Here is a 22242-nt window from a genome sequence, read left to right on the forward strand (position 1 = left end):
GGCGTGCGGGCGGCGGAGGGGGGCCGGTCGGTGGCCGGGCCGGCGGGCCGAATCGCCCACCTCGGCCGGGCGCCGGACGGTGGCTCAGTCTTCGTCGTAGTAGTTGTTGATGACCGTGTGGGGCTCGTCGTCATCGAACGCCTCGTTCAGCAGCGCGCCGCCGACCAGGCCGGCCGCGCCGGCGCCGATCAGCGCGCCGGTGCCGAAGCGGCGGCCCTGCTGCTGGTCCTGGTGCGGGTGGTCCTGCTGTACCGGCTGCGCGTAGCCCTGTGGTGCCGGCTGCGCATAGCCCTGCTGCGGGTACCCCGCCTGGGGCGCGGTGTAGTACGGCGGCGGCGTGGTCTGCACACGCTGGGCGCAGCCACCGCACGCCTGGATCTGACGCGGGACACCCCACTGCGGGGACCAGGTCACGGGCGATATGCCGACGCCGTGTCCGGGGTCGAAGAAGCACGTCATGGGGGAACTCCCTGTCACTTGCTGTGGTGTGGTGGCGGAGCCTTGCCCGAGCGCCGGAGAGCCGGTGGCGGCCGCCGCCACCGGGGGAGCGGGCGGTGCGGGGGGCGGGGTGGGAACCGGGGCCGGGGCTTCGGCGGCCGGTTCCGGACGCAGCACGTCGACGCCGAAGTCCTGGGCGATGCCGGCGAGTCCGGAGGCGTAGCCCTGGCCGACGGCGCGGAACTTCCAGTCCGAGCCGTGGCGGTAGAGCTCACCGAAGAGCATCGCGGTCTCGGTGGCGGCCTCGCTCCGCAGGTCGTAGCGGGTGATTTCGGTGCCGCTGGTCCGGTCGACCACGCGGATGTGGGCGCTGCGGAGCTGGCCGAAGTTCTGGCCGCGCTGCTCGGCTTCGTAAACGGAGACCGGGAAGACGATCTTCGCCACCTCGGGGGGAACCGCGCTCAGGTCGACGTGGATCTGCTCGTCGTCCCCGCCGCTCCCGCTTGTCCGGTCGCTCCCGGAGTGCCGCACCGAACCGTCGGGGCTGCGGAGGTTGTTGAAGAAGACGAAGTGCTGGTCGGAGAGGACCTTGCCGGACTGGGCGCACAGCAGGGCACTGGCGTCCAGATCGAAGCCGGCCCCTCCGGTGGCGTCCACCTGCCAGCCCAGCCCGACGGTCACCGCGGTCAGGCCGGGGGCCTGTTTGCCGAGCGACACATTGCCGCCCTTGGCCAGGGCAACACTCATGTGCTTCCTCCACAACTGTCCTGGTGTCCGGTGTTCTTCGGCTCCAACGCGGCGGAAAACGGCATGGTTCCCGGTCTGCGCAATTCCTGAAGCAACGGCCGGATCGTGGCTCAGGAGGCGACGGCTTTCCCGGCGTTGCCCCAGTTGTCGTGCAGGCGGTCCAGATACGACTGGGCCTGTGCGCCGGGCGTCACACCACGCGCGAACACCAGCATGTTGCCCGCCCCCGCGTTGTAGCCCAGTGCCAGCAACTCATCCCGTGAGTACGAGGCGGGCCACCGCGCGGGCAGCCGGCGTGACAGGTCGTGCAGATGCCAGGCGGCCGCCTCGATGGCCAGGTCCCGGTCATCGGGCAGTTCCTCCCACTTCCGGCCGGCGAAATCCCGGCCCCGCCGGGTCTCCTCGAAGGCGGCGCGATGCATGTTGGCGATGCCGAACGCCGCATCGGGCTTGTGGCGCTGCCAGGCACGCTCCAGGTCCGGGTCGTGCGGCTTGTACGCCTCGTTGTACAGGATCGCCATCAGCAGCCGCGGTGCGATGCCTGCCTTGTCGGCGTGGTCACGGACCTGCGCGGCGTAGTCGGCGGGGTCGTAGACCGAGGAGGGGGAGGGGGTGGTGTGGCTGCCGGCGCCGGGTGTGGTGGAGGGGGTGGGCGTGGGGGAGGCGGTGGGCGCCGCCGCGTGGGGTGTGGCGGGGGACTGTGGGGTCTGACCCGTGCGGGCCATGGCCCAGACGGCCAGGGCAAGGACCGGCACAGCGATCCAGCGCCATCGCATCCGTGCCTCAGCCATCTGCCGCTCTCTCTCAGGCGTCCGCCACGGTGACGTCGCCGCTGGTCCCAGGATTGCGCAAGGGGTGAATTATGGCGAGGGGGAGGCGATGCACGGAATGCGGACGGGGGAGAGCGCGTGGAACGCTCTTCGGCACGGCCGCTCCGGACCGACGCGTTCGTGGTCTCCGCGACGCTCCTGTGAGCAGTGGGGGGAGGGAGGATCCGGGCCGGGTCGAATCGGCCATGCGACCTGCGCGCGGCGGCCATGCGGCAGGCCCGAGTGGCGTGGAACGGTCCGGACAACGCAGGGGCGCAGCCGGGGAGTTGGCCCTCTGATCCAGGGTGTGGTTCTTGCGGGTCAGGCGTTGCCGCCCTGCGAACCAGCGCCGGAATATCCGTGTGGGTGCGTTCGAAGCCCGATGTTAGGTTCCGGGCATGGCACTATTCAGCAATTTTCTCTGACGGGGTTCATCGGCAGACGCGGTGCGCCGTTGGCCCGGTGGCCCGGCGTCGGTTGGTCGCGTCTGCGCATCGTCGGGTCGCTGCGTACGCCGCGTGCGGACGAGCGGCTGTGTCCTGAACCCCCGAGCCGAGAAATGAGCTCCCACCGTGCCTGTTCAGCCTTCTTCCCGTGCCGTGCTCGCCGATTGGTTCCGCGCGCACTCCGCCACCCTGGCCACCCTCGATCCGCGGCAGCCCCTCGACGACCTCGAAGGGCTCCGGGAGATCGTCGGTGATGCCCGGGTCGTCGCGATCGGCGAGGGCGCCCACTTCGTCGAGGAGTTCTCCCGCGCCCGCCGACGCGTGCTGCGCTTTCTCGCCGAGCGCTGCGGATTCACCGTGTTCGCCATGGAGTTCGGCTTCAGCGAAGCCTTCCCGCTCGACCGCTGGCTGCGGGGCGAGGGGGACGACGGCGACCTGGCGAAGGTGAGCCGGGCCGCCGCCGAATGGGGCGCCGCCGACCTCATGCACTGGCTGCGCCACCACAACCGCACCGGCGCCCACCCGTTGCGCTTCGCCGGCCTCGACCTCCCCGGAGCCGGCGGGGCGCTACGGCCCGCCCTGGAGCCGGTGGCCCGCTACCTGCGCGAGGTCGACCCCGACGCGCTCCCGCTCGTCGAGACGGTCCTGGAGATCAGCGACCGGTTCCTCCGGGGCTGCGGCTCCGGCGCCGCGGCCGGGCCGGCGTGGGCCGGTCTGACGACCGCCGAGCAGAACGAGCTGACCGCCACACTGGCGCGGCTGTCGCTGCGGCTGCGCGCCGCCGAACCGCTCCATGTCGCCCGCAGCGGCCAGACCCGCTTCGACATCGCCAGGCGTCAGGTGGCGGCGGCCTGCCACACCGACTACATGTTCCAGGCGATGCACGCCCTGCTCGCCGGCCGGGGCCTGGCAGCGGATCTGTCGGTACGGGAGATCTACCTTGCCGAATCGGTGCGCTGGCACCTGGACCACGCCGAACCGGGGACGCGGATCGTCCTCGCGGCGCACAACAGCCACATCCACAAGACGGAGCTGGAGCTCGGCGGCGGGCTCACCGCGCTGCCCATGGGGCTGCATCTTCAGCGGATGCTCGGCCGGGACTACCGCACGGTGGCCTTCGTCCACACCGCCGACCATGTGCCGGAGATGTACCCGGACCAGAGTGCCGCGGTCGGCTTCACCCTCGCCGAAGCTGACCTGGAGCCCGCCGGGCCCGGCAGTGTCGAGGCGGCTCTCACCGACGCCGGACTCGCCGACCGGATCACCCTGACCGATCTGCGCCACGCACCGCGCGACGCCCAGGGGGTACCGCTGCTCAACGCGATCCGGTCCCAGAGTTCCACTCTGAGCACTCAGGTCCCCGCGGCGTTCGATGCCGTACTCGCCGTTCCGACGGTCACCCGGGACCGCACGGTGCCCTTCTGACCGCCTCGCACCAGGGCGGGCGGGGCCTCTGCCCGGGAGTCGCCGCCCGCCCTGGTACGAACGGAGTTGGGGGCGGGGCCTCGGAGTAGCCGCTACCGGTCGTGGGAGGCGCACTCGCGCGAGACGGCACTCGGCGCGCTGTCAATTATCCGTCCAGGAGCGGCATACGCGCGTGCGGAATTCTGGTGCAAGGCCCTTTTGCCGACGGCCCGTTCGCCCCGCCGCCCGATGGCGCAAGAAATCCCATTGCCGTGACTTTTACGCGAATTTTTTCCTACGCCCCGGTGAACGAATCGATGCGGCGGCCGCGCTGCAAGTCGGGCTCGTAAGAAGGCTGTTGTGCGATACCCGGCCCTGCTCCGGAAGCTTTCGCCCTCGTACTTTCGCGGAAGTACGAGGGCGAAGTCCGGTGCAGGGCCGGGTAAGGCGTTCGTCCGTCGGTCAGTCGATGCCCGCCGGCTGTGTTACTTGGGCTTCTTGAAGCCGAGGGTCGTGGCGTCCTTCAGCGTGTAGACGGTTCCGTCTGTGTCCTTGGTGAAGTGGCCGACCTTGGCGAGGGCGGGCGGCACGTAACGCTCCGGCCGCTGCTTGTTCTTTGCCATGGCTTTCTCCCATACAACTCGGTTGAGCCCGGAATGACGCTGAATCATGTAACCGGCTTCCATTCGGGGTGTCCACCTCATCATCGTAATTTCCGCCATCCATGAATCCGGCGTCGCTCCCGCTTGCGTGGAGCAGCCAGAAAAATGGTTGACCGTTCATGTGTGCATCGAACGAGGCGGGAGGCGGGTCCGGGTGTGGTCGAAGTGCGGTGTGCGGGGAACGCCGGGACGGCGGCCGGAAGTCCGTGTCACCCCGCCCGCTGGCCTGCCGTTTCGTCCGACGGGGAAAAGGGAAACGAGATTCGGCCGGGTGTCCGAATGGCATATTGAACGGTATTTAAATTATTTTCCATGCGCGCACCGCCGGCGCGGACTCGATGGAATCAGTCATCGAAAAGGAAACCCCATGAGTCTCTTTCCGTCACGGTAGTGGCAGAGGTCAACTTCCTTTCCGTCACGCTTATGGCGCGATGTCAACTGTGCCCAGTTGCGCGGCCTTCCTTCGGTGGCGCACGGTTCTCCGGCGGCCGTCGCGCTCTGGCCGAAGCGGCGGTCGACCGGGATCGCCGCGCCGATCGATCGCCTCGGTCAGCTCGGCGGCAGGCCGGTCGCAGGGGCCGCCTTCCACGGCGTCGCCAGGGCGGTACGGCGTTCGTCGCGCGGTGCGGCGGTGCAGGGCCCGCGCGCGTTGCCCGCGTGCGGTGTTGGTGTCGCCGCCTGCGGGTGAGGCGCTGACAGGGCAGCCGCGTGGCCGGCCGGGACCGGTGTGCGGGTGGCGGTGGACGCGATGCCGGCGGCGCGGATGGCGCCTTGATACCTGGTGGTGAGGTATGTGCAGTTGCTGAACGACAACCTTGTGGTCTTCCCGGACTCACCGGGCGGCGCGTGGGCGCACCGCAAAGTCTGTGCCGAGGCGCCGCGGCGGGTGACCCATGCTTCCGGGCGGCCGTGGCTGGCCGGCTCGTGGGCCCCGGAGGACCTGGTGGTGGCCGATGCGGGCCCGGTGCGGGTGGCGGTGTTCGGTGCGAGCCTGATCACGCCGGAACGGCTGTCCGCGCTGGTCTCCCCGGTACGCGGCCTGCCGGATCTGGACCGGCTGGCCCGCCGGCTTCCCGGCAGCGCTCACCTGGTGGCGTCCGTCCACGGCCAGGTGCGGTTCCAGGGCACCGTCACCGGGACCCGCTGCGTGTTCGCCGCCCGGGTGGGCGATGTGCCGGTCGCCGGCGACCGGGCCGACGTGCTGGCCGGGGCGATCGGTGCGGAGCCGGACGAGGACCTGCTCGCGGCGAGCGTGACGTACGGGATGTTCTTCGCGCCGCTGAACGAGCGCAGCTGGTGGCGCGGCGTGGACCAAGTGGCCTCGGACTCCTACCTGATGATGCCCAGTGACGGCGCGGCCCGTACGGTGCGCTGGTGGCATCCGCCGAAGCCGGAGCTGTCCCTGGCGCAGGGAGCGGCCCGGGTGCGCGAGAGCCTGCGGGAGGCCGTGGCCCAGCGACAACCCCACCGGGGCCGGCTGTCCGCGGATCTGTCGGGCGGCATGGATTCCACCTCGCTGTGCTTTCTCGCCGCCGAACACCGCCCCGACCTGCTGACCTTCCGCTGGACCGGCGGCAGCGCGATCAACGACGACCCCCGGTACGCCGCCCAGGCCGAGCGTGCGCTGGAGCACGCCGAGCACCTGACCGTGCCGGAGGCCGACGCGCCCCCCGTGTTCGCCCCGCCGTACTCGCTGCCGGACACGGAAGCCCCGCGGGCGCTCACCCGGGGGATGAACGCCATCCGCTCCGAGATCCTGCTGCTGGTCGAGCACGGCGCCACCCGGCACCTGGCCGGGCACGGGGCCGATGAGCTGTTCACCGGCAGCGGCGCCTACCTGCACACGCTCTTCCGCCGCCGCCCGGTGACCGCCCTGCGGCAACTGCGCGCCCATCGGGCGCTGCACCGCTGGCCGCTGGGGGCCAGTCTGTCCGGGCTGTTGCGCGGGGAGAGCCTCGGCGCGTGGTGGCGACGGTGCGCCGATCACCTCGGCCGTCCCATGCCGTTGAGCCCGGCTCCGTCGCTGGGCTGGGGGGAGCGGATCCCGGCGACGCCGTGGGCCACCCCGGACGCGGTGAAGACCACGCGGACGGTCTTCTACGGCGTGGCGGATCAGGTCGCCCCCCTGGCGCCGGACCGGGGGCAGCACGAGGCCCTCACCATGCTGCGCAGTGCGGGACCCGCACTCCGGCTGCTCTCCCGCGAGTACGCCGCCGAGGGGCTGCGTCTGGAGCTGCCCTACCTGGACGACCGGGTGGTCGAGGCGGTGCTGGCGATCCGTCCCCACGAGCGCTACACCCCCTGGCGGTACAAGCCGGTGCTGGCCACGGCGCTGCGCGGTCTCGTACCCGACGTGATCCTGGACCGGACCACCAAGGGCGACTGCGAGGAGTCCGTCGACCGTGCCTTGCAGGACCACGTTCCCGACCTGCTGGAGCTGTTCGAGGACTCGCTGCTGGCGCGCCGCGGCCTGATCGACCGGGCCGGTCTGCGGACCACCTTGCTCACACCGCCCACATCCGGCGACGTCTGGTCCGCCCAGCTGGAAGCGACGCTCGGCGCCGAGCTGTGGCTGCGGGAGATCGCGGCCCGCCCCACCGCGGCCCGCCCCACCGGCACACCGGCGCCCGCCGGCCCCGCCCGTGACGACGCCCGCCGCCTGCACCGTGTCCCCAACTCCGAGGAGAGGCCATGACCAGTCCGCCCTGCGCGCTGCCGCCGCGCGTCCGGCTGCCCCTGCACCGTCGCGTGCTGCCGCTGACCGCCGTGGCCATCGCCCTGCCGCTGGCCAAACTGCCGCCCAGGTATCTGCGCGCCATCCTTGAGGTGCTGCGCGTCGGCGCCCGTCCGGGTACCGCGGCGCAGGCATCCGCGGCCCGCGCCGCGGTCGTCGCGGTCAGCCTGCACTGCGCCGTCCACAACTGCCTACAGCGGTCGGTCGCGGCAGCCGTGCTGTGCCGCTTCAGGGGAGTGTGGCCCACCTGGCAGACCGGTGTGCGTACGACGCCGTTCGCCGCGCACGCCTGGATCGAGGCCGACGGCCAGGTGATCGACGAGCCGTACCCCGACGGCTACTACCGGCCGCTGCTCACCGTCGCCCCCCGCCCGCCCAAGCGCGCGGCCCGATAGCCGCGCCCAGGCCGTGCCACGTCGCTCCCACACTGCTCCCATGCCGCTCCCGCGCCGTTCCCACGCCCGGAGGACCACATGACGCTCCGTCTCACCGCCCACACGGTCGCCACCGACACCGACGACGGCGCGGTGCTGCTCAGCGAGCGCACCGGGCACTACTGGCAGCTCAACCGGACCGGTGCCTACGCACTACGGCGCCTGCTGGCCGGATGCACCATGGATCAGGTCGCCGAGGAGTTCGCGGACCGGTTCGACATCGCACCGGCCCAGGCGCACGAGGACCTCACGGCGGTGACCGAACAGCTCCGGACGTCCGGACTGGTGGAGGCCGGCTGACACCCGGACCCGGCCCCGGCACCGCGCCCCGCGCGGTGCCGGCCGTCCCGCCCCGAACCCGCTCGTCGCGACGGCCCGGCGACGGGCCGGAAAAGGAGCCGCGCACGCGATGCTTCGACAGCTGTGGACCCTGACCCAGGGGCAGCGGCGCCCCCTGGGGGCAGCCCTCCTCCTCACCTTGATCGCGGCCGCCGTGGGCGTCGCGCAGCCCTTGGCGGCCAAGGGGGTGGTCGACGCGCTCACCGCGCACCGGCCGCTCCTCCGCCCCGTCGCCGTCCTCGTCCTGCTGCTGCTGGCCCAGGCGATGATCGGCGCCTTCGCCGCCTTCCTGCTGGAGCGCACCGGCGAACGGTTCGTACTGGGCATGCGCACCGGACTGGTCTCGCACCTGCTGCGGATCCAGATGCGGGCCTTCGACCACCTGCGCGTGGGCGACCTCATGGCACGCGCCTCGACGGACGTGGCCGCGCTGCGCGAGGCGCTGACGCATGTCTCCGTCCAGATCGCCACCAACCTGTGCGTCGCCCTGGGGAGCGTCGTCGCCATGTTCGTGATGGATCCGGTGCTGATGCTGCTCATCCTGGGCGTACTGCTCACCGCCGGCATCGTGATCAACGGGCTGTCGGCGAGGATCGGCCGCGTGTCGATGACGTTGCAGACCGCCGTCGGAGCGATCTCGGCCGGACTGGAACGAGCCCTGTCGGCCCTGCGCACCGTCCGGGCCAACCGCGCCGAACAACGGGAGATCGACCACCTCGCCGCACTGTCCCACCGGGCCTACGACGCCGCGGTGCACAGCGCCCGGCTCACGGCGACGATCGCTCCCGCGGCCCAGCTGGCCATCAACGCCGCCTTCGTCCTGATCCTGCTGGTCGGTGCGGCCCGGGTCGACCGAGGGGCCCTCTCGCTCGGCGCCCTCGTGGCGATGCTGCTGTACGCCACCCAGCTCGGGGGGCCCCTCACCGAGCTGATGGCGGGCATCGCCTCGGTGAACAGGGCCAAGGGCGCCACCGAGCGCATCCAGGAGGTCTACGCGCTCCCCACCGAGGACAGCACCACCCCCACGGTCAGCCGCGGCACGCGGTGGCGGCAACCGCCCCACCGCGCACCCTCGGCCGCGTCGCTGGAGATCCGTGATCTGCGGTTCGGATACAGCCCCGACACGCCGGTGCTCCGGGGACTGTCGCTGACCGTTCCCCCTCATGCGCTGGTCGCCCTGGTCGGCCCGTCCGGGGCCGGCAAGTCGACCGCCTTCGCGCTGATCAACCGGTTCTACGAGCCGTGGAGCGGCAGCATCCGGATCGACGGTCAGCCGGCCACGGACCTCGGCCTCAAGGAGTGGCGCTCGCACATCGGCTGGGTCGAACAGGACTGCCCGATCCTGCACGGCACCTTGCGGGACAACCTCTGCTACGCCGCCCCGGACGCCACCGACGACAGGCTGTGGCAGGTCCTCGGCCTCGTCAACCTCACGCACAAGGTCCACCGTCTGCCGGCCGGGCTCGACACCGAGGTCGGTGAGCGCGGTGTGCGGCTGTCCAGCGGCGAACGCCAGCGCATCGCCATCGCCCGAGCGGTCCTGGCCCGTCCCCGCCTGCTGCTGATGGACGAACCCACCGCCCACCTCGACCCCGCCAACGAGGCTGCCTTGACGGTCAATATGCACGACCTGCGGCGGGAATGCGCCCTTCTCGTCATCGCCCACCGGATGTCCACCATCGAAGCGGCCGACACCGTCGTCATGCTCTCCGACGGCACGGCACACGCCACCGGAACGTACGCCGAACTCCTCCGCAGCCACCCGGGATTCCAGCAACTCGTCGGCGGCACCGCCGGCGTCAACGGAGTACGCCGGTCCTGACCGCCACCCCGCTCGGAACCCGGGCCGGGCTGCGACACGGACCGTTCCGCCCCGGCCCCGTAGCCACGCATTGTCCGAGATCAGCGGGATCTCACCGTTTGCTACAGCCGTATTTCAGCCTCGTGGCAGAAACAGTCCAGGTCTGGTGCCGGCGCCGGAGCGCGGACCAGACTGGCGATCGCACGTTTGTGCTTATATTCCGTCTCCCCAGAAGGCTCCACGGCGCATGCATACGTCCCTCAGACCCGGCGCCTCCGCGGCGCGCCTCGTGCGTGGGCGGGGGAGGTGGCGCGCGTGGTGCGCTATGTGACGCGCAAGGCGGCGGGGTGGCTGCTGATGATCGTGGTCGCGACGAACGCCACGTATTTCCTGGCCAGTTGGTTCCTGGACCCGCGGTCGAACTTCAAGGAGCTGCGGCCCGTCCGGAGCGAGGCGCAGATCGGCCGGGCTCTCGCGCCGTACAACCTGGACCCGCAGGTGCCGGTGGTGCGGCGGTGGTGGGACTGGCTCACCTCCGTGGTCCTCGACTTCGACTGGGGAAAGTCCCCCACCGGTGTCTCCGTCAACGGGGAGATCGGCTACCGGTCCCTCGTCAGCGCGGAGTTGGTCGTCATCGCGACGATCCTGTCCGTGGTGATCGGCGTCACGCTGGGTGTGTACACGGCATCGCGGCAGTACGGCTGGGCCGACCGGGTGTCCCAGGCCGTCTCCATCGCCGTGTTCAACATCCCGACGTCCGTCGCCGCGCTCGCCGTGGTCTTCGTCGCCATCTGGCTGAACCAGCACGCCGGGCTGCACTTCCTCTACGTCGCCGGGGAGAACTCACCGAACGTCGAGGGGCTGCTCCCGACGATCGGGGACCGCTTCCTGCATCTGATCCTGCCGACCCTGACCCTGACCCTGATGGGGTACGTCGGATATCACCTGACGCAGCGCTCCCTGCTGCTCGACACGATCAACGCCGACTTCGTCCGCACCGCCCGCGCCGGCGGGCTCACCCGGGCCCAGGCGATCCGCCGGCACGCCCTGCGGACCGCGCTCATCCCGACGGCGACGTCCGTGGCGTTCAGCGTCCCGGCCATCTTCACCGGGGCCGTCGTCACCGAGACGATCTTCGGCTGGAACGGTATGGGCCGCTACTTCATCCAGACCATCAGCAAGAACGACGTGCACGGCGCCGTCGCGACAGCCGCCTTCGCGGCCGCCCTGACCGCGATCGGCGCGATCCTCGCGGACATCGCCACGGTCCTCCTCGACCCGAGAGTGCGGGTGAGCTGACGTGGCCACGGACGTGACCGCCGGTGCCGCATCCGGTGCGGCGGCGGACCAGGCGCCGGGAGCGGCGCCCCCCACGCGGAAGAACGGCCGGAACCTCGGCCTCGGCCGGCTCTATCTGCGGCGCTTCCTGCGCAACCGCCTCGCGGTCGCGGGTGTGCTGATCTTCGTCCTGCTGGTGCTGTTCAGCGTGTTCGGCGGGCTGTTCACGCCGTACACCTACTCCGACGCGGACTTCGCCGCACTCACCCAGCCGCCGAGCGCCCTCCACTGGTTCGGCACCAATCAGGGTGGCAACGATGTCTACGCCTCCGCCGTGCACGGACTCCAGCGCTCCCTGGTGATCGCGGTGAGCGTCTCCGTGCTGACCGTCGTCGTCGCCGCGGTCATCGGCTCCGGCGCCGCGTACTTCGGCGGCCGTGTCGAGCGGGTGACGCTCGCCGTCATCCACTTCCTGCTGGTCGTCCCCTCGTTCCTCATCCTGGCCCTGGTGTCCCACCGCCTCGCCGGCGACTGGCGGGTCCTCATCGTCGTCCTGACGGTGTTCGGCTGGATGTCCACGGCCCGGGTGATCTGGTCGGTGTCGACCTCACTGCGTGAACGGGACTATGTGACGGCGGCCGAGTTCATGGGCGTCAGCGCGCCGCGCATCATCCTGCGGCACCTCATCCCCAACCTCGGCTCGCTCCTGATCGTCAACCTGACGCTCGGGGTCGTCGCGACCGTACTGAGCGAAACCGCCCTCTCCTTCCTCGGGTTCGGCGTCCAGACCCCGGACGTCTCCCTCGGCACGATGCTCGCGGACGGCGCGGGCACCGTCACGAGTGCCCCCTGGCTCTTCGCCTTCCCCGCGGGCCTGGTCGTCCTGCTCACCGTGTCGATGACCTTCGTCGGCGACGGACTGCGGGACGCCCTGGACCCCACCTCCGTGACCGGCGCCGCTGGAGGCCGACGATGACACCTGCGACGACCCTGCCCAGGACGGCACCGCCGGCCGGCACCACCACTCCCGTGCTCTCGGTGCGGGACCTGCGGATCTCCTTCCCCTCCGAGGCCGGGCCCGTCGAGGCGGTGCGCGGCGTCAGCTTCGACCTCCTGCCGGGCCGTACCCTCGGCATCGTCGGCGAGTCGGGCTCGGGCAAGTCGGCCACCGCGATGGGCATCATGGGTCTGCTGCCGCCCTCCGCAGACCTGACGGGCCAGGTGCTGCTCGGCGGACGTGACCTGGCCGGCCTCGGCGACAAGGCGCTCTCCGACGTCCGCGGCAAGTCCATCGGCATGGTCTTCCAGGACCCGCTCTCCGCGCTCACGCCGATCTTCTCCGTGGGCAGACTGCTCTCCGACACCCTGCGGATCCACCAGGACCTGACGAAGCGGGCAGCCTGGGAACAGGCCGTCGAACTGCTCGATCTCGTCGGTATCCCCGACCCGCGCAACCGGGCCAGATCCTTTCCGCACGAGTTCTCCGGCGGGATGCGCCAGCGCGTCGTCATCGCCCTGGCGATCGCCAACAAACCGTCCGTGCTCGTCGCCGACGAGCCCACCACCGCCCTCGACGTCACCGTGCAGGCCCAGATCCTCGACGTCCTGCGACTGGCGCAGGAGGAGACGGGCGCCGGGCTCGTCCTCATCACCCACGACCTCGGGGTCGTCGCCGGCCACGCGGACGACATCGCCGTCATGTACGCGGGCCGCTTCGTGGAGCGGGCGGACGTGGCGGAACTGTTCCGCCGGCCGGTCATGCCGTACACCGCCAGGCTGCTCGCCGCCGTACCGACCGTGGACAGCGGGGTGCCCCGGCCGCTGGTCCCGATCGGCGGGGAGCCGCCCGCCCTGGTGGGACTCCCGGCCGGCTGCCCCTTCGCGAACCGGTGTGCCGTCGCACTCGACGCGTGCCGGGCCGCCGAACCCGAGCTGCGCGAGATCACCGGGCACGGGGACGTGGCCTGCCTGCGCGCCGACGAGGTGGCCGACGGATCGCTGGACCCCGCCGGGACCGTCGCGCGCGGCGACCGGGATGCCCACTCCGAGCGCGCCGGGACCGGCGATGTGGTGCTCCGCGTCGAGGACCTCGTCAAGACCTTCCCGGTCACCAGGGGCGCCGTCCTCAAGCGCCGGGTCGGGACGCTGCACGCCGTCAACCGGGTGAGCTTCGAGCTGCGTGCCGGGGAGACCCTGGGCCTGGTCGGTGAGTCGGGCAGCGGCAAGACCACGACACTGCTGGAGATCCTCCGGCTCAAGCGGCCCGAGGGCGGGCGGATCGAGATCGCCGGCACCGATGTCGGTGCGGTCGGTTCGGCCGCGCGGGTACGGGAGCTGCGGCGGGACGTACAGATCGTCATGCAGGACCCGCTGGGCGCCCTGGACCCGCGGCTGCCCGTCTTCCAGCTGCTCGCCGAACCCTTGCAGGCCATCGGACGGGACCGGGAGTCGATCCGCTCCCGTATCCGGGAACTGCTGGCCCTGGTCGGTCTGGACGAGGCGGTGAGCGACCGTTTCCCGGCCGCGCTCTCCGGCGGCCAACGCCAGCGGGTCGGCATCGCCCGTGCCCTGGCGACGGAGCCGCGGCTGCTCGTCCTCGACGAACCGCTCTCGGCCCTCGACGTGTCGGTGCAGGCCGGGGTGATCAACCTCCTGGCACGGCTCAAGCGCGAACTCGCGCTCGCCTACCTCGTGGTCGCCCACGACCTGGCCGTGGTCCGGTACATCTCCGACCGCATCGCGGTGATGTACCTGGGGCACATCGTCGAGACCGGGGACACCGAGACGATCTTCTCCGATCCGCGGCACCCGTACACCCGGGCGCTGCTGTCCGCGATTCCGGTGCCCGATCCGCAGCGGGAACGCACCCGGGAACGCGTGGTGCTGGCGGGCGAGCAGCCGAGCGCCACCCGGGTGCCCGCGGGGTGTGTCTTCGTGGACCGCTGCCCGCTCTACCGGCTCGCCGGCGAGGACGTGCGCCGGCGCTGTCGTACGGAACGCCCCGTGCCGGTCCCGGTGGCCGAGCAGCCCGGCCACCAGTACGCCTGTCACGCCGTCTGAGACCACCTCCGACCTGCCGGGACCGCTCCTCCCCGGCTCCGGGCGGGCGCCCGGCCCGCCACCGGGCTGCCCCTTTCCGCTCTTTCCGCTCCACCGAACCAGAAGGAACCATTTCGCCATGCGCGCAAGGCTGGTCCTCCCCGTCGCCCTCGTCGCCGCCATCGCCGTCGCCGCCACCGCGTGCCAGTCCCCCACCGGGAAGGACGCGGCAGGGGCGGACGAGAACGGCGTGCCCAAGGCCGCGTCGGCCGCCGTCGACTACAACCCCCAGCCGTACGACAAGGTCAAGGACGGTGGCACCTACACCACGGTCGGGACCTTCGACGACCAGGGCAACCCGTTCAACGTCAATGCCACGCTGACCGCGTCCCGGGTCTGGGGCTGGTACAACGCCGATGCGATCACGTACTCGCCCACCGGTGAGGTGCGGTACAACCCCGACTACTACAGCGACGTGAAGGTCACCGTCGAGGGCGGCGACCAGAAGGTCACCCTGACGATCAACCCGAAGGCCACGTTCAACGACGGCACACCGATCGACTGGACTGCGATCGACGCCACCTGGAAGGCCAACAACGGCTCGGACAAGGACTTCGCCGCCTCCTCCACGGACGGCTACGACCGGATCACCTCGGTCGAGCAGGGCGAGAACGCCAAGCAGGCCGTCATCAGCTTCAAGGGTGCCAACGCCTCCTGGCCGACCCTGTTCACCACCTTCCTGCACCCCAAGGCCGCCACGGTCGACAACTTCAACAAGGCGTACGTCAAGCAGGCCCATCCGGAGTGGGGCGCGGGTCCGTACACGGTCGGCACGTGGGACACGCACTCGGGCAACATCACCTTCGTCCGCAACCCGAAGTGGTGGGGCAAGAAGGGCAAGCTCGACAAGCGCGTCTACGTCAACCTGGAGTCGACGGCGGCGGTCAACGCGTTCAAGAACGGTCAGGTCGACTACACCTCCGCCGTCGACGCGGAGAGCCTCAAGCAGATCAAGGGACTCAAGGGCACGGAGATCCGCAGCGGCGGCAGCCCCTTCGAGTACTCGCTCCACTTCAACACGAAATCCCCGGTCCTTTCGGAGCAGGCCGTCCGCAAGGCCGTCGTGGAGAGCATCGACCGCCCGCAGATCGCGCGGATCCAGTTCCAGGGGCTCGACTACAAGGAGCCGCTGCCCGGCTCGGCCGTGCTGTACAGCTTCCAGAAGGGCTACGAGGACAACGTCGCGGCCGTGCTGAAGTACGCGCCGGACGAGGCCAGGAAGACGCTCGACGCGGCGGGCTGGCAGCCCGGGGCGGACGGCATCCGCGTCAAGAACGGCAAGAAGCTCGAAGTCGGCTACACGCTCCTCGGCGACGACCCGCTGGGCAAGGCCACCGCCGGTGCCTTCGCCGCCATGCTGAAGCCCGCCGGCATCCACCTCGTCATCAAGAAGGGCGACGACGCCGACTTCGCCAAGACCATCAGCGAGCGCAGGTTCGACCTCTTCCTCTCGGGCAACCGCTCCATGGACCCGTTCGGTGCCCGCTATCTGTGCGACTTCTACTGCTCGGACCGGGACGCCAACATCTCCGGTTCGGGTACCCCGGCCCTGGACAAGGAGATCCGCGCCACCACCGGGATCGCCGACCTCGACAAGCAGGCCGCGGCGGTCAACAAGGTGGAGAAGAAGGCGCTCCAGCAGTACGCCTTCCTCCCGCTGTTCAGCGGCCCCTCGACCTACGGCGTGAAGAAGGGCCTCGCCAACGTCGGCGCGACCATCTTCCACACCCCCCTCCCGGAGACGGTCGGCTGGGAGAAGTGACGCGCGCTCGCGGGCGCCCTGCCACCACCGGCCGCGCGCCCGCGGGCGGCACCGGCCGGGATCAGCCGGCGGTCAGCACGCGCCAGTCACGGGTGCCGATATCTGCGGGTGTGCCGTCGAGCACCCTGGCGGTGCGCGTCGCCGGTTCGAGGGTGACGGTCGCGAGGCTCGCCCAGCGTTGGCCGAGTGGCTGGTCCAGGTCGGGCACGCAGGTCACCGGCGGCTCGCCGTCCCCCGTCACGAGGCAGCCCGCGAGCTCGTCGGGGGTGGCCGGCGGCTCCGTGCGCGCGAGACGGGCGCGGACGAAGTCGTAACGCTCGCCCGAATCGGGCTGGTAGAGCCAGGTCTTCTCGGCCGCGGCGGGGGCCGGCGTCAGGAAGTGGTTGGTGCGCACGAGCGTGCCGTGTTCGGGCCGCACGGCGAAGACGCCGACGGGGCTCAGGTCGAGGAGGACCGCCGCCGTCGCGTCGAAGAGTGCGAACGACCCGGACGAGGCGAGGGGCGCGGCACGGATGATCTCGACGGCCTCGGCGACGCCGCCCGCCTCTTCGAGGACGATCGCCGCGAGCACATGCATGGGGATGCCGCCGATGCCGTCGCGGGTGTGCCCGAGGATGTTGAAGTGCAGGGCGAGACCGGCGCTGTTGACGCCTATCTTGCCGAGGATGCCGTTCTCCGTGAGACCGACGTAGCCGTGCCGGCCGCCGCGCGTGTCGAGCGTGTGCCACAGCGCGCTCAGTTCTATGTGCCAGTCCCACGTCTGGACGCCGAACGTGCGCGGCGCCGAGCCGCTGTCGCCGACGACGTGGCGCACGATCGTGGTGCATTCGCCGGGCGGCACGGTGGCGCTGCGGGCCAGGATCTCGGTGCGCGCGTTGAGGGCGGCGATACGCCACGGCTCGGTGCCGGACCCCCGTGCGACGCCTTCGATCTCGGCGCGCGCTCCCGCGCGGAACCGTCCGATGGTGTCGAGGGCGCGCTCGGCGTCCTCGCGTACCTGGGCGGGAGTGATGCCGCCGAGCGCGAAGAGCCGGTCGTACACCTCGATGGCGGCGGGGATGCCGTCGCGCAGGTGCGCGCCGCGGGCGACGCCGCGCTCGTGCGGGTCGGCGTCGGCGACCTCGATATGGCGGCGGTGTGCGGGGCGGGGGATCGACGTGGTGGTCATGAGCGTCCTTTCGCGGTGTTCGGGTGGAGTTGCACCGCACCGCCGACGACTGTGGCGAGGACGGCGTTGCCGGGCTGTGCGTCGGGGGCGAGGCCGAGGGGGTTGGCCGCGAAGACGGTGAGGTCGGCGAGGCAGCCCGGGGCGATCCGCCCGAGTTCGCCGGACGCACCGGCGGCGTACGCCGCGGCGGCGGTCATCCCGGTGTACGCCTCCCGCGCGGAGAGCGCCTGACCGGGCTGTACGGGTGCCACCTGCGGCTCCTCGACCGGGCGGCGCAACTGGCAGTCGGCCAGGCCGATGCGCGGGTCGCCGGGGCCGATGGGCCAGTCGGAGCCGAGTGCCACGACGGCGCCGTGGTCCAGGAGATCGCGGGTGCGCCAGCCGTGCGCGGCACGGTCGGGCCCGATGCGGCGCGACCAGTTGTCGGTGCCGTCGGCGCGCGTGTGCCGGGTCGCGTGCACGGGCTGGAGGCTCGCCACGACGTCGAGTTCCGCGAACCGGCCCAGCAGGTCGTCGGGGAGGGACTCCAGGTGCTCGATACGGTGCGGGGCGCGGGCGGCCCGGCCGGCTTCCTCGATGACGTGCAGGGCGAACCGGACGGCCCGGTCGCCGATGGCATGGGTAGCGGTCGGGATGCCGCGGTCGGTGAAGAACCGCATCGCGGCGCGGTAGGCGTCGATGTCGCGCCACAGCGGTCTGCGGTTCTCGCCGTGGGTGTCCGGGGTCTCGAACCACGCCGTGCCGTTGTCGGCCGTCCCGTCGAGCATGAACTTCGCACCCTCGACGTGCCAGCGCCGCCCGTGCCGGCCCTGGAGACCGGCGATCCGCTGCCACACGTCCGGGGACGAGTCGGCCGGCACCAGCGGAGAGCAGCGGATGCGCAGCGGCAGGTCCCCGTGTTCCTCGATGTGCCGGTACACCGCTTCGGAGGGGTCGGCGAAGTCGAGCGCGTGCAGGCCGGTGAGGCCGCTGCGGGCGAGCTGTTCGAGCTGGTGGCGTACGTACTCGGCGGCGGTGGCCACGGGCACCTCGGGATAGTGGGCGAACACCAGGTCCATCGCCTGGAGTTCGACCACGTACCCGGTCGGGCGGCCGTCCGGTCCGACCTCGATCGACGAGGCGTCGGTGAACGTCTCGCGGCCGGTCAGGCCGACGAGTTCCACGGCGCGGGGGCTCACGACGAGCGCGTGCGCGTCGCGCGTCATCAGCGAGACCGGCCGCCCGGGGAAACGCTCCGCGAGGACGCGCCCGGCCGGGTCGCCGTCGAATACGTTCACATCGAGGTCGTATCCGGTGATCCACTCGTCCGTCGGCCGTGCGTCCGCGACCTCGGCCAGGCGGGTGCACACCTGGGCGAGAGTCGACGCGCCGGACAGGTCCACGCCGCTGCCGATCTCGATCGACCCCCAGACGGGGTGGGCGTGGACGTCGGTGAGGCCGGGCAGGATCGCGGCGCCCGGGAACTCGTGGACGGCCGTGCCGGGACCGCGCAGCGGTGCGACGGACGACGCGTCGCCGACGGCGATGATGCGGCCGTCGGCGATCGCGACCGCGTTCGCGGACGGACGGTGGGTCTCCCCGGTCAGGTTCTCGACGTGGCGGGCGAACAGGATGACGTCGGCGTGCACAGGTTTCCTTCGGGTCTTGCTGCGGTCGAGCTGGTCTTGCCGCGGTCGATGCGCGGATTCGGTGGACGGGGGCGGCTCCTTCGCGGGGGACGGTACGCGGCGCGACGGTGCGCGCGGGATCACCCCGAGGACGCGCGTCCGTCGCGCGGGATGCTGCGAAGGGCGCGGGTCAGCGCCCAGTAGGCGGCGGCAGCGGCGGTCATGCCGGACGGAATCGCCAGGTCGACATTGCCCAGCGCCCTGGCGACCGGGCCGGTCCAGAGGCTGGTGTGCGCCCACATCGCGGAGGCGAGGCCACCGGCGACGAGCGCGAGGACGCCGGCCCAGTGGACGCCGCGGTGGTACCAGTACGGGCCACCGCGCCGCTGTCCGAGGAGGTCGGCCCCGCGGTACCGGTTGCGCCGCAGGACCAGGTCGGTCACGGCCACCGCCATGGCCGGTCCGGTCACCACGACCACGAGTTGGAGCATGGCGTTGACGCTGGTCAGGAAGTCGAAGACGAGGATCGCGTAGAGCGTCATGGCGGTGCCGAGGAGGCCGATGACCAGCACCGCCGGGATGCGCGCGAGACGGACGCCGACCGACTGGATGGACAGGCCGGCGCTGTAGGCCGTCATGCCGTTGTTCGTCATGGTGCTGACGACGACCGCGATGACGAAGACGGGGATGAACCAGCCAGGCAGGACGCTCTCCAGCGCGGCTTCCGGGTCGCTCATGTCGAGGCCGGTGGCCGCGAGCGCGCCGACGGTGGTGAAGACGGTGCTCGGCAGGTACGCGCCGAAGGCCGTCCACCCCGCGATGGCGACCGGGCTGCTGCCGCGGGGGAGATAGCGGGCGAGGTCGGGGCTGTTGCTGTACGAGAGCGGCGTGGAGGCGATGATCGTGAACCCCGCGCCGAGTGCCGCGGCGAGGGCGGTCCCCTTGAGCGGCTCGGCCGGCGCGTAGGACCAGTCGGTTCCGGCGAGCACGTACCCCGTGACGACGACGAACACGACGGTCAGCAGGACGCTGAGTGCGGTGTAGAGGCGGACGATCGTCGCGTACCCGAAGATCGCGATCAGGAGTGTTCCCCCGGCGATGACGCAGATGACGGTCGCGTCGGTGGCTGAATCGCTGGGCAGGCCGAACCGGCCCGCCAGCCCGATGCCCGCGACCGAGGCGGCCGACCAGTTCAGGGCGAGGTAGGCCGCGGCGATGAGCCAACCGGTCAGGACCAGCACGAACTTGTTGCCGACCACCCCGTACATCGCACGCGAGATGACCGACCCGCTCGTACCGGCCACCGGGCCGCTCGCCGCGACGGTGCCCGTACAGATCCACAGCAGGTTCCCGACGAGGATCACGCCGATGGCCTGCGGGAGCGTGAGCCCCATGAGGATCAGCGTGGCGCCGACGACGAAGCTCAGATAGCTGACGTTCGGCGCCGCCCAGACCGCGAACAGCTGACGGGGCCGCCCGCCGCGCTCGTCCGCGGGGATCAGCTCGATGCCCCGTGTTTCCAGCTGCCCCGCGCGCTCGGAGCCGCGCTCGCCGAGGGACCTCGTACAGGAGGCGGGTGGTGTCGTCGTCATCGGGGCCTCTCGGAGGGCGCCGACCGTGCAGCGCTATTGGGTATGCGACCAACTGTGTGTTGGTCGATTACCCAATACGGTGTCCCCCATGACGTCAAGACCTGAGGCGACCCGAATCCGGAAGCCGCCCGGCGAGCGCCGCGCGGAAATCGTGCGGACCGCGGCGGGCATCGCGCTGGCGGAGGGGCTGGAGCGCATCACGCTCCGGCGCATCGCCGACGAACTGGGCGTCCGCCCCGGACTCATCGGCCACTACTTCCCGGCCGCGGACGACCTCGTGAGCGAGGCGTTCACCCACGCGGCGACGGACGAGCGCGAGTCACTCCTGCCACCCGACGAGCACGAACTCCCCCCGGTCGAACGGCTCGCGCGCTTCCTCGTGCGCCTCACCGACGGCGAGTACCGCGACCTCAGCCGCCTGTGGCTCAACGCGCGGCACCTCAGCAGATTCAAGCCCGGACTGCGATCGGCGGTGACCACCCAGGAGTCGGCGACACGCACCGCCCTCGCCGACCTCCTCGAAGAAGGCCACCGGGCCGGGGACTTCACGACCGACGACGCCCTCGGCGTCGCCCTGCACCTCCTGGTCACCATCGACGGCCTCGGCGCCTACGCCAACGACGACACCCAGCTGGACCACCCGGCACTCGACGACATGGCGATCACCACCGCGGAACGCCTGCTCGACCTCCCCGAGGGCACCCTCCGCATGCGCGCCACATCGCCGGAGCCGACGGAACGGCCCATCCGGGGGCGGCGTGGGGCGCGGAAACAGCCGCTGGGTTGAGCCGCGGAACGCTGGCGAATGGCGGGTTTGCCCGGTCAACGGCTCTGTCGTGGTTTCGGCGGTGATGGAGCAAGAAAAACCATGTCACAGCGAATGCGCCTTCTACGAACCGGTGTTGGGCACCGAGCCGGAGCCGTGTTCGGCGCCACGGCGGGCGATGGCCGGCTTGACGCCGAGGTCCCGGACGAGGCGATGGGGCCCGGACATGGTCTGGACGACAGCTAAGCCTCAGGTGCTGACCTGGGGCTTTCGCTTGGCGCGGGTGGCGGGAATCGAAACTGCGGTCCGGGCTTGGGAAGCAACGGCGCCTCAGGGCGCCATGCCCCTCTGAACTGTGACTATCTGGGTGCGGGAGCCTTGCCGGAGGCAGCCGATTTGACCGCTGCCGATCCTGGTGCACCACGGTAAAGGGCTGGGGAGGGGGCTGGCCTGCGATGGGATGGGGGCGTAGGCGACTCGTGTGGGCCTGATCCAGGTGCTGAGGGGTACGGCGGGGCTGCGCCGGTGGTGAGGTGCGCGAATGCGGGGGCTAGTGGATCGAAAGTCCCGGCGGCCCGTGATCGACGCTCCCTCATGGTCCGACGCGGGCGGTCTTCACCTGGTCAGAGGGCATTTACCCCGACGCAGGATCCGCCGCTGAACGATCTGTTGCACACCAGCCGCTCACGCAGCGGGTGACTGACCAGCAATCCCGTAGGCCGCCCAGCTATGGAGAACCGGGCGGCCCCAGGGCTCGGCTACGTGAGCCGACGGCGTCGGGAGCGTCGGCGCCGCGGCAGGCCAAGGCTCGGGGCGACCACTGCTTCCAGACGGTCGACCTCGGCATCCGGAGTGTCGGCGCGCAGTGGCAGGACCCAGTACGCAGTCCACTGGGCGCGCTTGGATTCCTCGCGCAGGTGTTGGCCGATCCGCGCTGCCGCTGCCCCGCTCCGCAGCGGACGCCGGGGGCGGGTGCGTCCGCAGTAGATGGCGGTGCCGTCCCACGCAACCGCGATGTAGAGGGCTCGAATCTCGTACCCGGTGTCAGTGCCGACGGGGACCGGCGCGTCCCGAAACTCTTCGAGCCAGGGCCCCGCATGCTGGGCCAGGAGCGCATAACGTTCCTGGGTCATTGGGACAACACCAGTCCACAGCG

At 71.2% G+C, this 22242-nt stretch carries 17 protein-coding genes; 10 read left to right on the plus strand and 7 right to left on the minus strand.

What is annotated here, in order from left to right; genetic code table 11:
- Window positions 1-84 precede the first annotated feature (84 nt).
- Window positions 85-1185 carry a TerD family protein gene (locus ACLJWH_RS21690; protein ID WP_411143399.1) on the minus strand — a complete coding sequence of 367 codons (1101 nt, stop codon included), beginning with the start codon at window positions 1183-1185 and terminating at the stop codon, window positions 85-87.
- Window positions 1186-1295: 110 nt separating this feature from the next.
- Window positions 1296-1976 carry a lytic transglycosylase domain-containing protein gene (locus ACLJWH_RS21695; protein ID WP_411143400.1) on the minus strand — a complete coding sequence of 227 codons (681 nt, stop codon included), beginning with the start codon at window positions 1974-1976 and terminating at the stop codon, window positions 1296-1298.
- Window positions 1977-2566: 590 nt separating this feature from the next.
- On the opposite strand from ACLJWH_RS21695, the gene ACLJWH_RS21700 reads away from it, so the two are divergent.
- Entirely contained in the window at window positions 2567-3865 is a 1299-nt protein-coding gene (locus tag ACLJWH_RS21700) for an erythromycin esterase family protein (protein ID WP_411143401.1), read from the plus strand.
- 464 nt (window positions 3866-4329) lie between these two features.
- Here ACLJWH_RS21700 and ACLJWH_RS21705 read toward each other — a convergent pair whose 3' ends face one another.
- Window positions 4330-4467, minus strand: coding sequence for a lasso RiPP family leader peptide-containing protein (locus ACLJWH_RS21705; protein ID WP_411143402.1), 138 nt, complete (start codon window positions 4465-4467; stop codon window positions 4330-4332).
- An 832-nt stretch (window positions 4468-5299) separates the two neighbouring features.
- Here ACLJWH_RS21705 and ACLJWH_RS21710 point away from each other — a divergent pair.
- The 8 genes from ACLJWH_RS21710 (at window position 5300) to ACLJWH_RS21745 (ending at window position 15953) form a co-directional block, all read left to right on the plus strand.
- A complete protein-coding gene (locus tag ACLJWH_RS21710) occupies window positions 5300-7201 on the plus strand; it encodes an asparagine synthase-related protein (RefSeq protein ID WP_411143403.1) in 1902 nt (633 codons plus the stop codon).
- Window positions 7198-7635, plus strand: coding sequence for a lasso peptide biosynthesis B2 protein (locus ACLJWH_RS21715; protein WP_411143404.1), 438 nt, complete (start codon window positions 7198-7200; stop codon window positions 7633-7635). Before ACLJWH_RS21710 ends, ACLJWH_RS21715 begins: the two co-directional genes overlap by 4 nt.
- Before the next feature lie 78 nt (window positions 7636-7713).
- Window positions 7714-7974 (plus strand): lasso peptide biosynthesis PqqD family chaperone, encoded by a 261-nt coding sequence (locus ACLJWH_RS21720; RefSeq protein ID WP_411143405.1) that lies wholly within the window; start codon window positions 7714-7716, stop codon window positions 7972-7974.
- Between the two features lie 109 nt (window positions 7975-8083).
- A complete protein-coding gene (locus ACLJWH_RS21725; protein ID WP_411143406.1) occupies window positions 8084-9835 on the plus strand; it encodes an ABC transporter ATP-binding protein in 1752 nt (583 codons plus the stop codon).
- A 294-nt stretch (window positions 9836-10129) separates the two neighbouring features.
- A complete protein-coding gene (locus tag ACLJWH_RS21730; RefSeq protein ID WP_411143407.1) occupies window positions 10130-11113 on the plus strand; it encodes an ABC transporter permease in 984 nt (327 codons plus the stop codon).
- 1 nt (window position 11114) lies between these two features.
- Entirely contained in the window at window positions 11115-12068 is a 954-nt protein-coding gene (locus ACLJWH_RS21735) for an ABC transporter permease (RefSeq protein WP_411143408.1), read from the plus strand.
- Entirely contained in the window at window positions 12065-14152 is a 2088-nt protein-coding gene (locus ACLJWH_RS21740; RefSeq protein WP_411143409.1) for a dipeptide ABC transporter ATP-binding protein, read from the plus strand. Before ACLJWH_RS21735 ends, ACLJWH_RS21740 begins: the two co-directional genes overlap by 4 nt.
- Window positions 14153-14270: 118 nt before the next feature.
- Complete coding sequence (locus ACLJWH_RS21745) at window positions 14271-15953, plus strand: ABC transporter family substrate-binding protein (RefSeq protein ID WP_411143410.1); 1683 nt, start codon at window positions 14271-14273, stop codon at window positions 15951-15953.
- A gap of 61 nt (window positions 15954-16014) precedes the next feature.
- On the opposite strand, the gene ACLJWH_RS21750 is transcribed toward ACLJWH_RS21745, so the two are convergent.
- The 3 genes from ACLJWH_RS21750 to ACLJWH_RS21760 all read right to left on the minus strand — a co-directional run bounded on the left by ACLJWH_RS21750 (window position 16015) and on the right by ACLJWH_RS21760 (window position 20320).
- Entirely contained in the window at window positions 16015-17121 is a 1107-nt protein-coding gene (locus ACLJWH_RS21750; protein ID WP_411143411.1) for a C45 family autoproteolytic acyltransferase/hydolase, read from the minus strand.
- A complete protein-coding gene (locus tag ACLJWH_RS21755; protein ID WP_411143412.1) occupies window positions 17118-18749 on the minus strand; it encodes an amidohydrolase in 1632 nt (543 codons plus the stop codon). The genes ACLJWH_RS21750 and ACLJWH_RS21755 overlap by 4 nt, the downstream gene beginning before the upstream one ends.
- A 119-nt stretch (window positions 18750-18868) precedes the next feature.
- Window positions 18869-20320 (minus strand): purine-cytosine permease family protein, encoded by a 1452-nt coding sequence (locus ACLJWH_RS21760; protein ID WP_411143413.1) that lies wholly within the window; start codon window positions 20318-20320, stop codon window positions 18869-18871.
- Window positions 20321-20408: 88 nt separating this feature from the next.
- Here ACLJWH_RS21760 and ACLJWH_RS21765 point away from each other — a divergent pair, with 88 nt between their 5' ends.
- Window positions 20409-21107 carry a TetR/AcrR family transcriptional regulator gene (locus ACLJWH_RS21765; protein WP_411143414.1) on the plus strand — a complete coding sequence of 233 codons (699 nt, stop codon included), beginning with the start codon at window positions 20409-20411 and terminating at the stop codon, window positions 21105-21107.
- Window positions 21108-21844: 737 nt separating this feature from the next.
- Here the strand turns inward: ACLJWH_RS21765 and ACLJWH_RS21770 are convergent.
- A complete protein-coding gene (locus tag ACLJWH_RS21770) occupies window positions 21845-22219 on the minus strand; it encodes a hypothetical protein (protein WP_411143415.1) in 375 nt (124 codons plus the stop codon).
- Between the last annotated feature and the right edge of the window lie 23 nt (window positions 22220-22242).

Origin of the sequence: Streptomyces sp. x-80 (assembly GCF_046549095.1) — a bacterium.
Taxonomy (GTDB): Bacteria; Actinomycetota; Actinomycetes; order Streptomycetales; family Streptomycetaceae; genus Streptomyces; species Streptomyces celluloflavus.

What these genes read in the sequence shown, in the direction of transcription:
- ACLJWH_RS21750 (WP_411143411.1), bottom strand. Translation starts at nt 17,121, where the DNA reads ATGACCACCACGTCGATCCCCCGCCCCGCACACCGCCGCCATATCGAG.
- ACLJWH_RS21715 (WP_411143404.1), top strand. Translation starts at nt 7,198, where the DNA reads ATGACCAGTCCGCCCTGCGCGCTGCCGCCGCGCGTCCGGCTGCCCCTG.
- ACLJWH_RS21695 (WP_411143400.1), bottom strand. Translation starts at nt 1,976, where the DNA reads ATGGCTGAGGCACGGATGCGATGGCGCTGGATCGCTGTGCCGGTCCTT.
- ACLJWH_RS21740 (WP_411143409.1), top strand. Translation starts at nt 12,065, where the DNA reads ATGACACCTGCGACGACCCTGCCCAGGACGGCACCGCCGGCCGGCACC.
- ACLJWH_RS21745 (WP_411143410.1), top strand. Translation starts at nt 14,271, where the DNA reads ATGCGCGCAAGGCTGGTCCTCCCCGTCGCCCTCGTCGCCGCCATCGCC.
- ACLJWH_RS21725 (WP_411143406.1), top strand. Translation starts at nt 8,084, where the DNA reads ATGCTTCGACAGCTGTGGACCCTGACCCAGGGGCAGCGGCGCCCCCTG.
- ACLJWH_RS21720 (WP_411143405.1), top strand. Translation starts at nt 7,714, where the DNA reads ATGACGCTCCGTCTCACCGCCCACACGGTCGCCACCGACACCGACGAC.
- ACLJWH_RS21760 (WP_411143413.1), bottom strand. Translation starts at nt 20,320, where the DNA reads ATGACGACGACACCACCCGCCTCCTGTACGAGGTCCCTCGGCGAGCGC.
- ACLJWH_RS21690 (WP_411143399.1), bottom strand. Translation starts at nt 1,185, where the DNA reads ATGAGTGTTGCCCTGGCCAAGGGCGGCAATGTGTCGCTCGGCAAACAG.
- ACLJWH_RS21765 (WP_411143414.1), top strand. Translation starts at nt 20,409, where the DNA reads ATGACGTCAAGACCTGAGGCGACCCGAATCCGGAAGCCGCCCGGCGAG.
- ACLJWH_RS21705 (WP_411143402.1), bottom strand. Translation starts at nt 4,467, where the DNA reads ATGGCAAAGAACAAGCAGCGGCCGGAGCGTTACGTGCCGCCCGCCCTC.
- ACLJWH_RS21770 (WP_411143415.1), bottom strand. Translation starts at nt 22,219, where the DNA reads ATGACCCAGGAACGTTATGCGCTCCTGGCCCAGCATGCGGGGCCCTGG.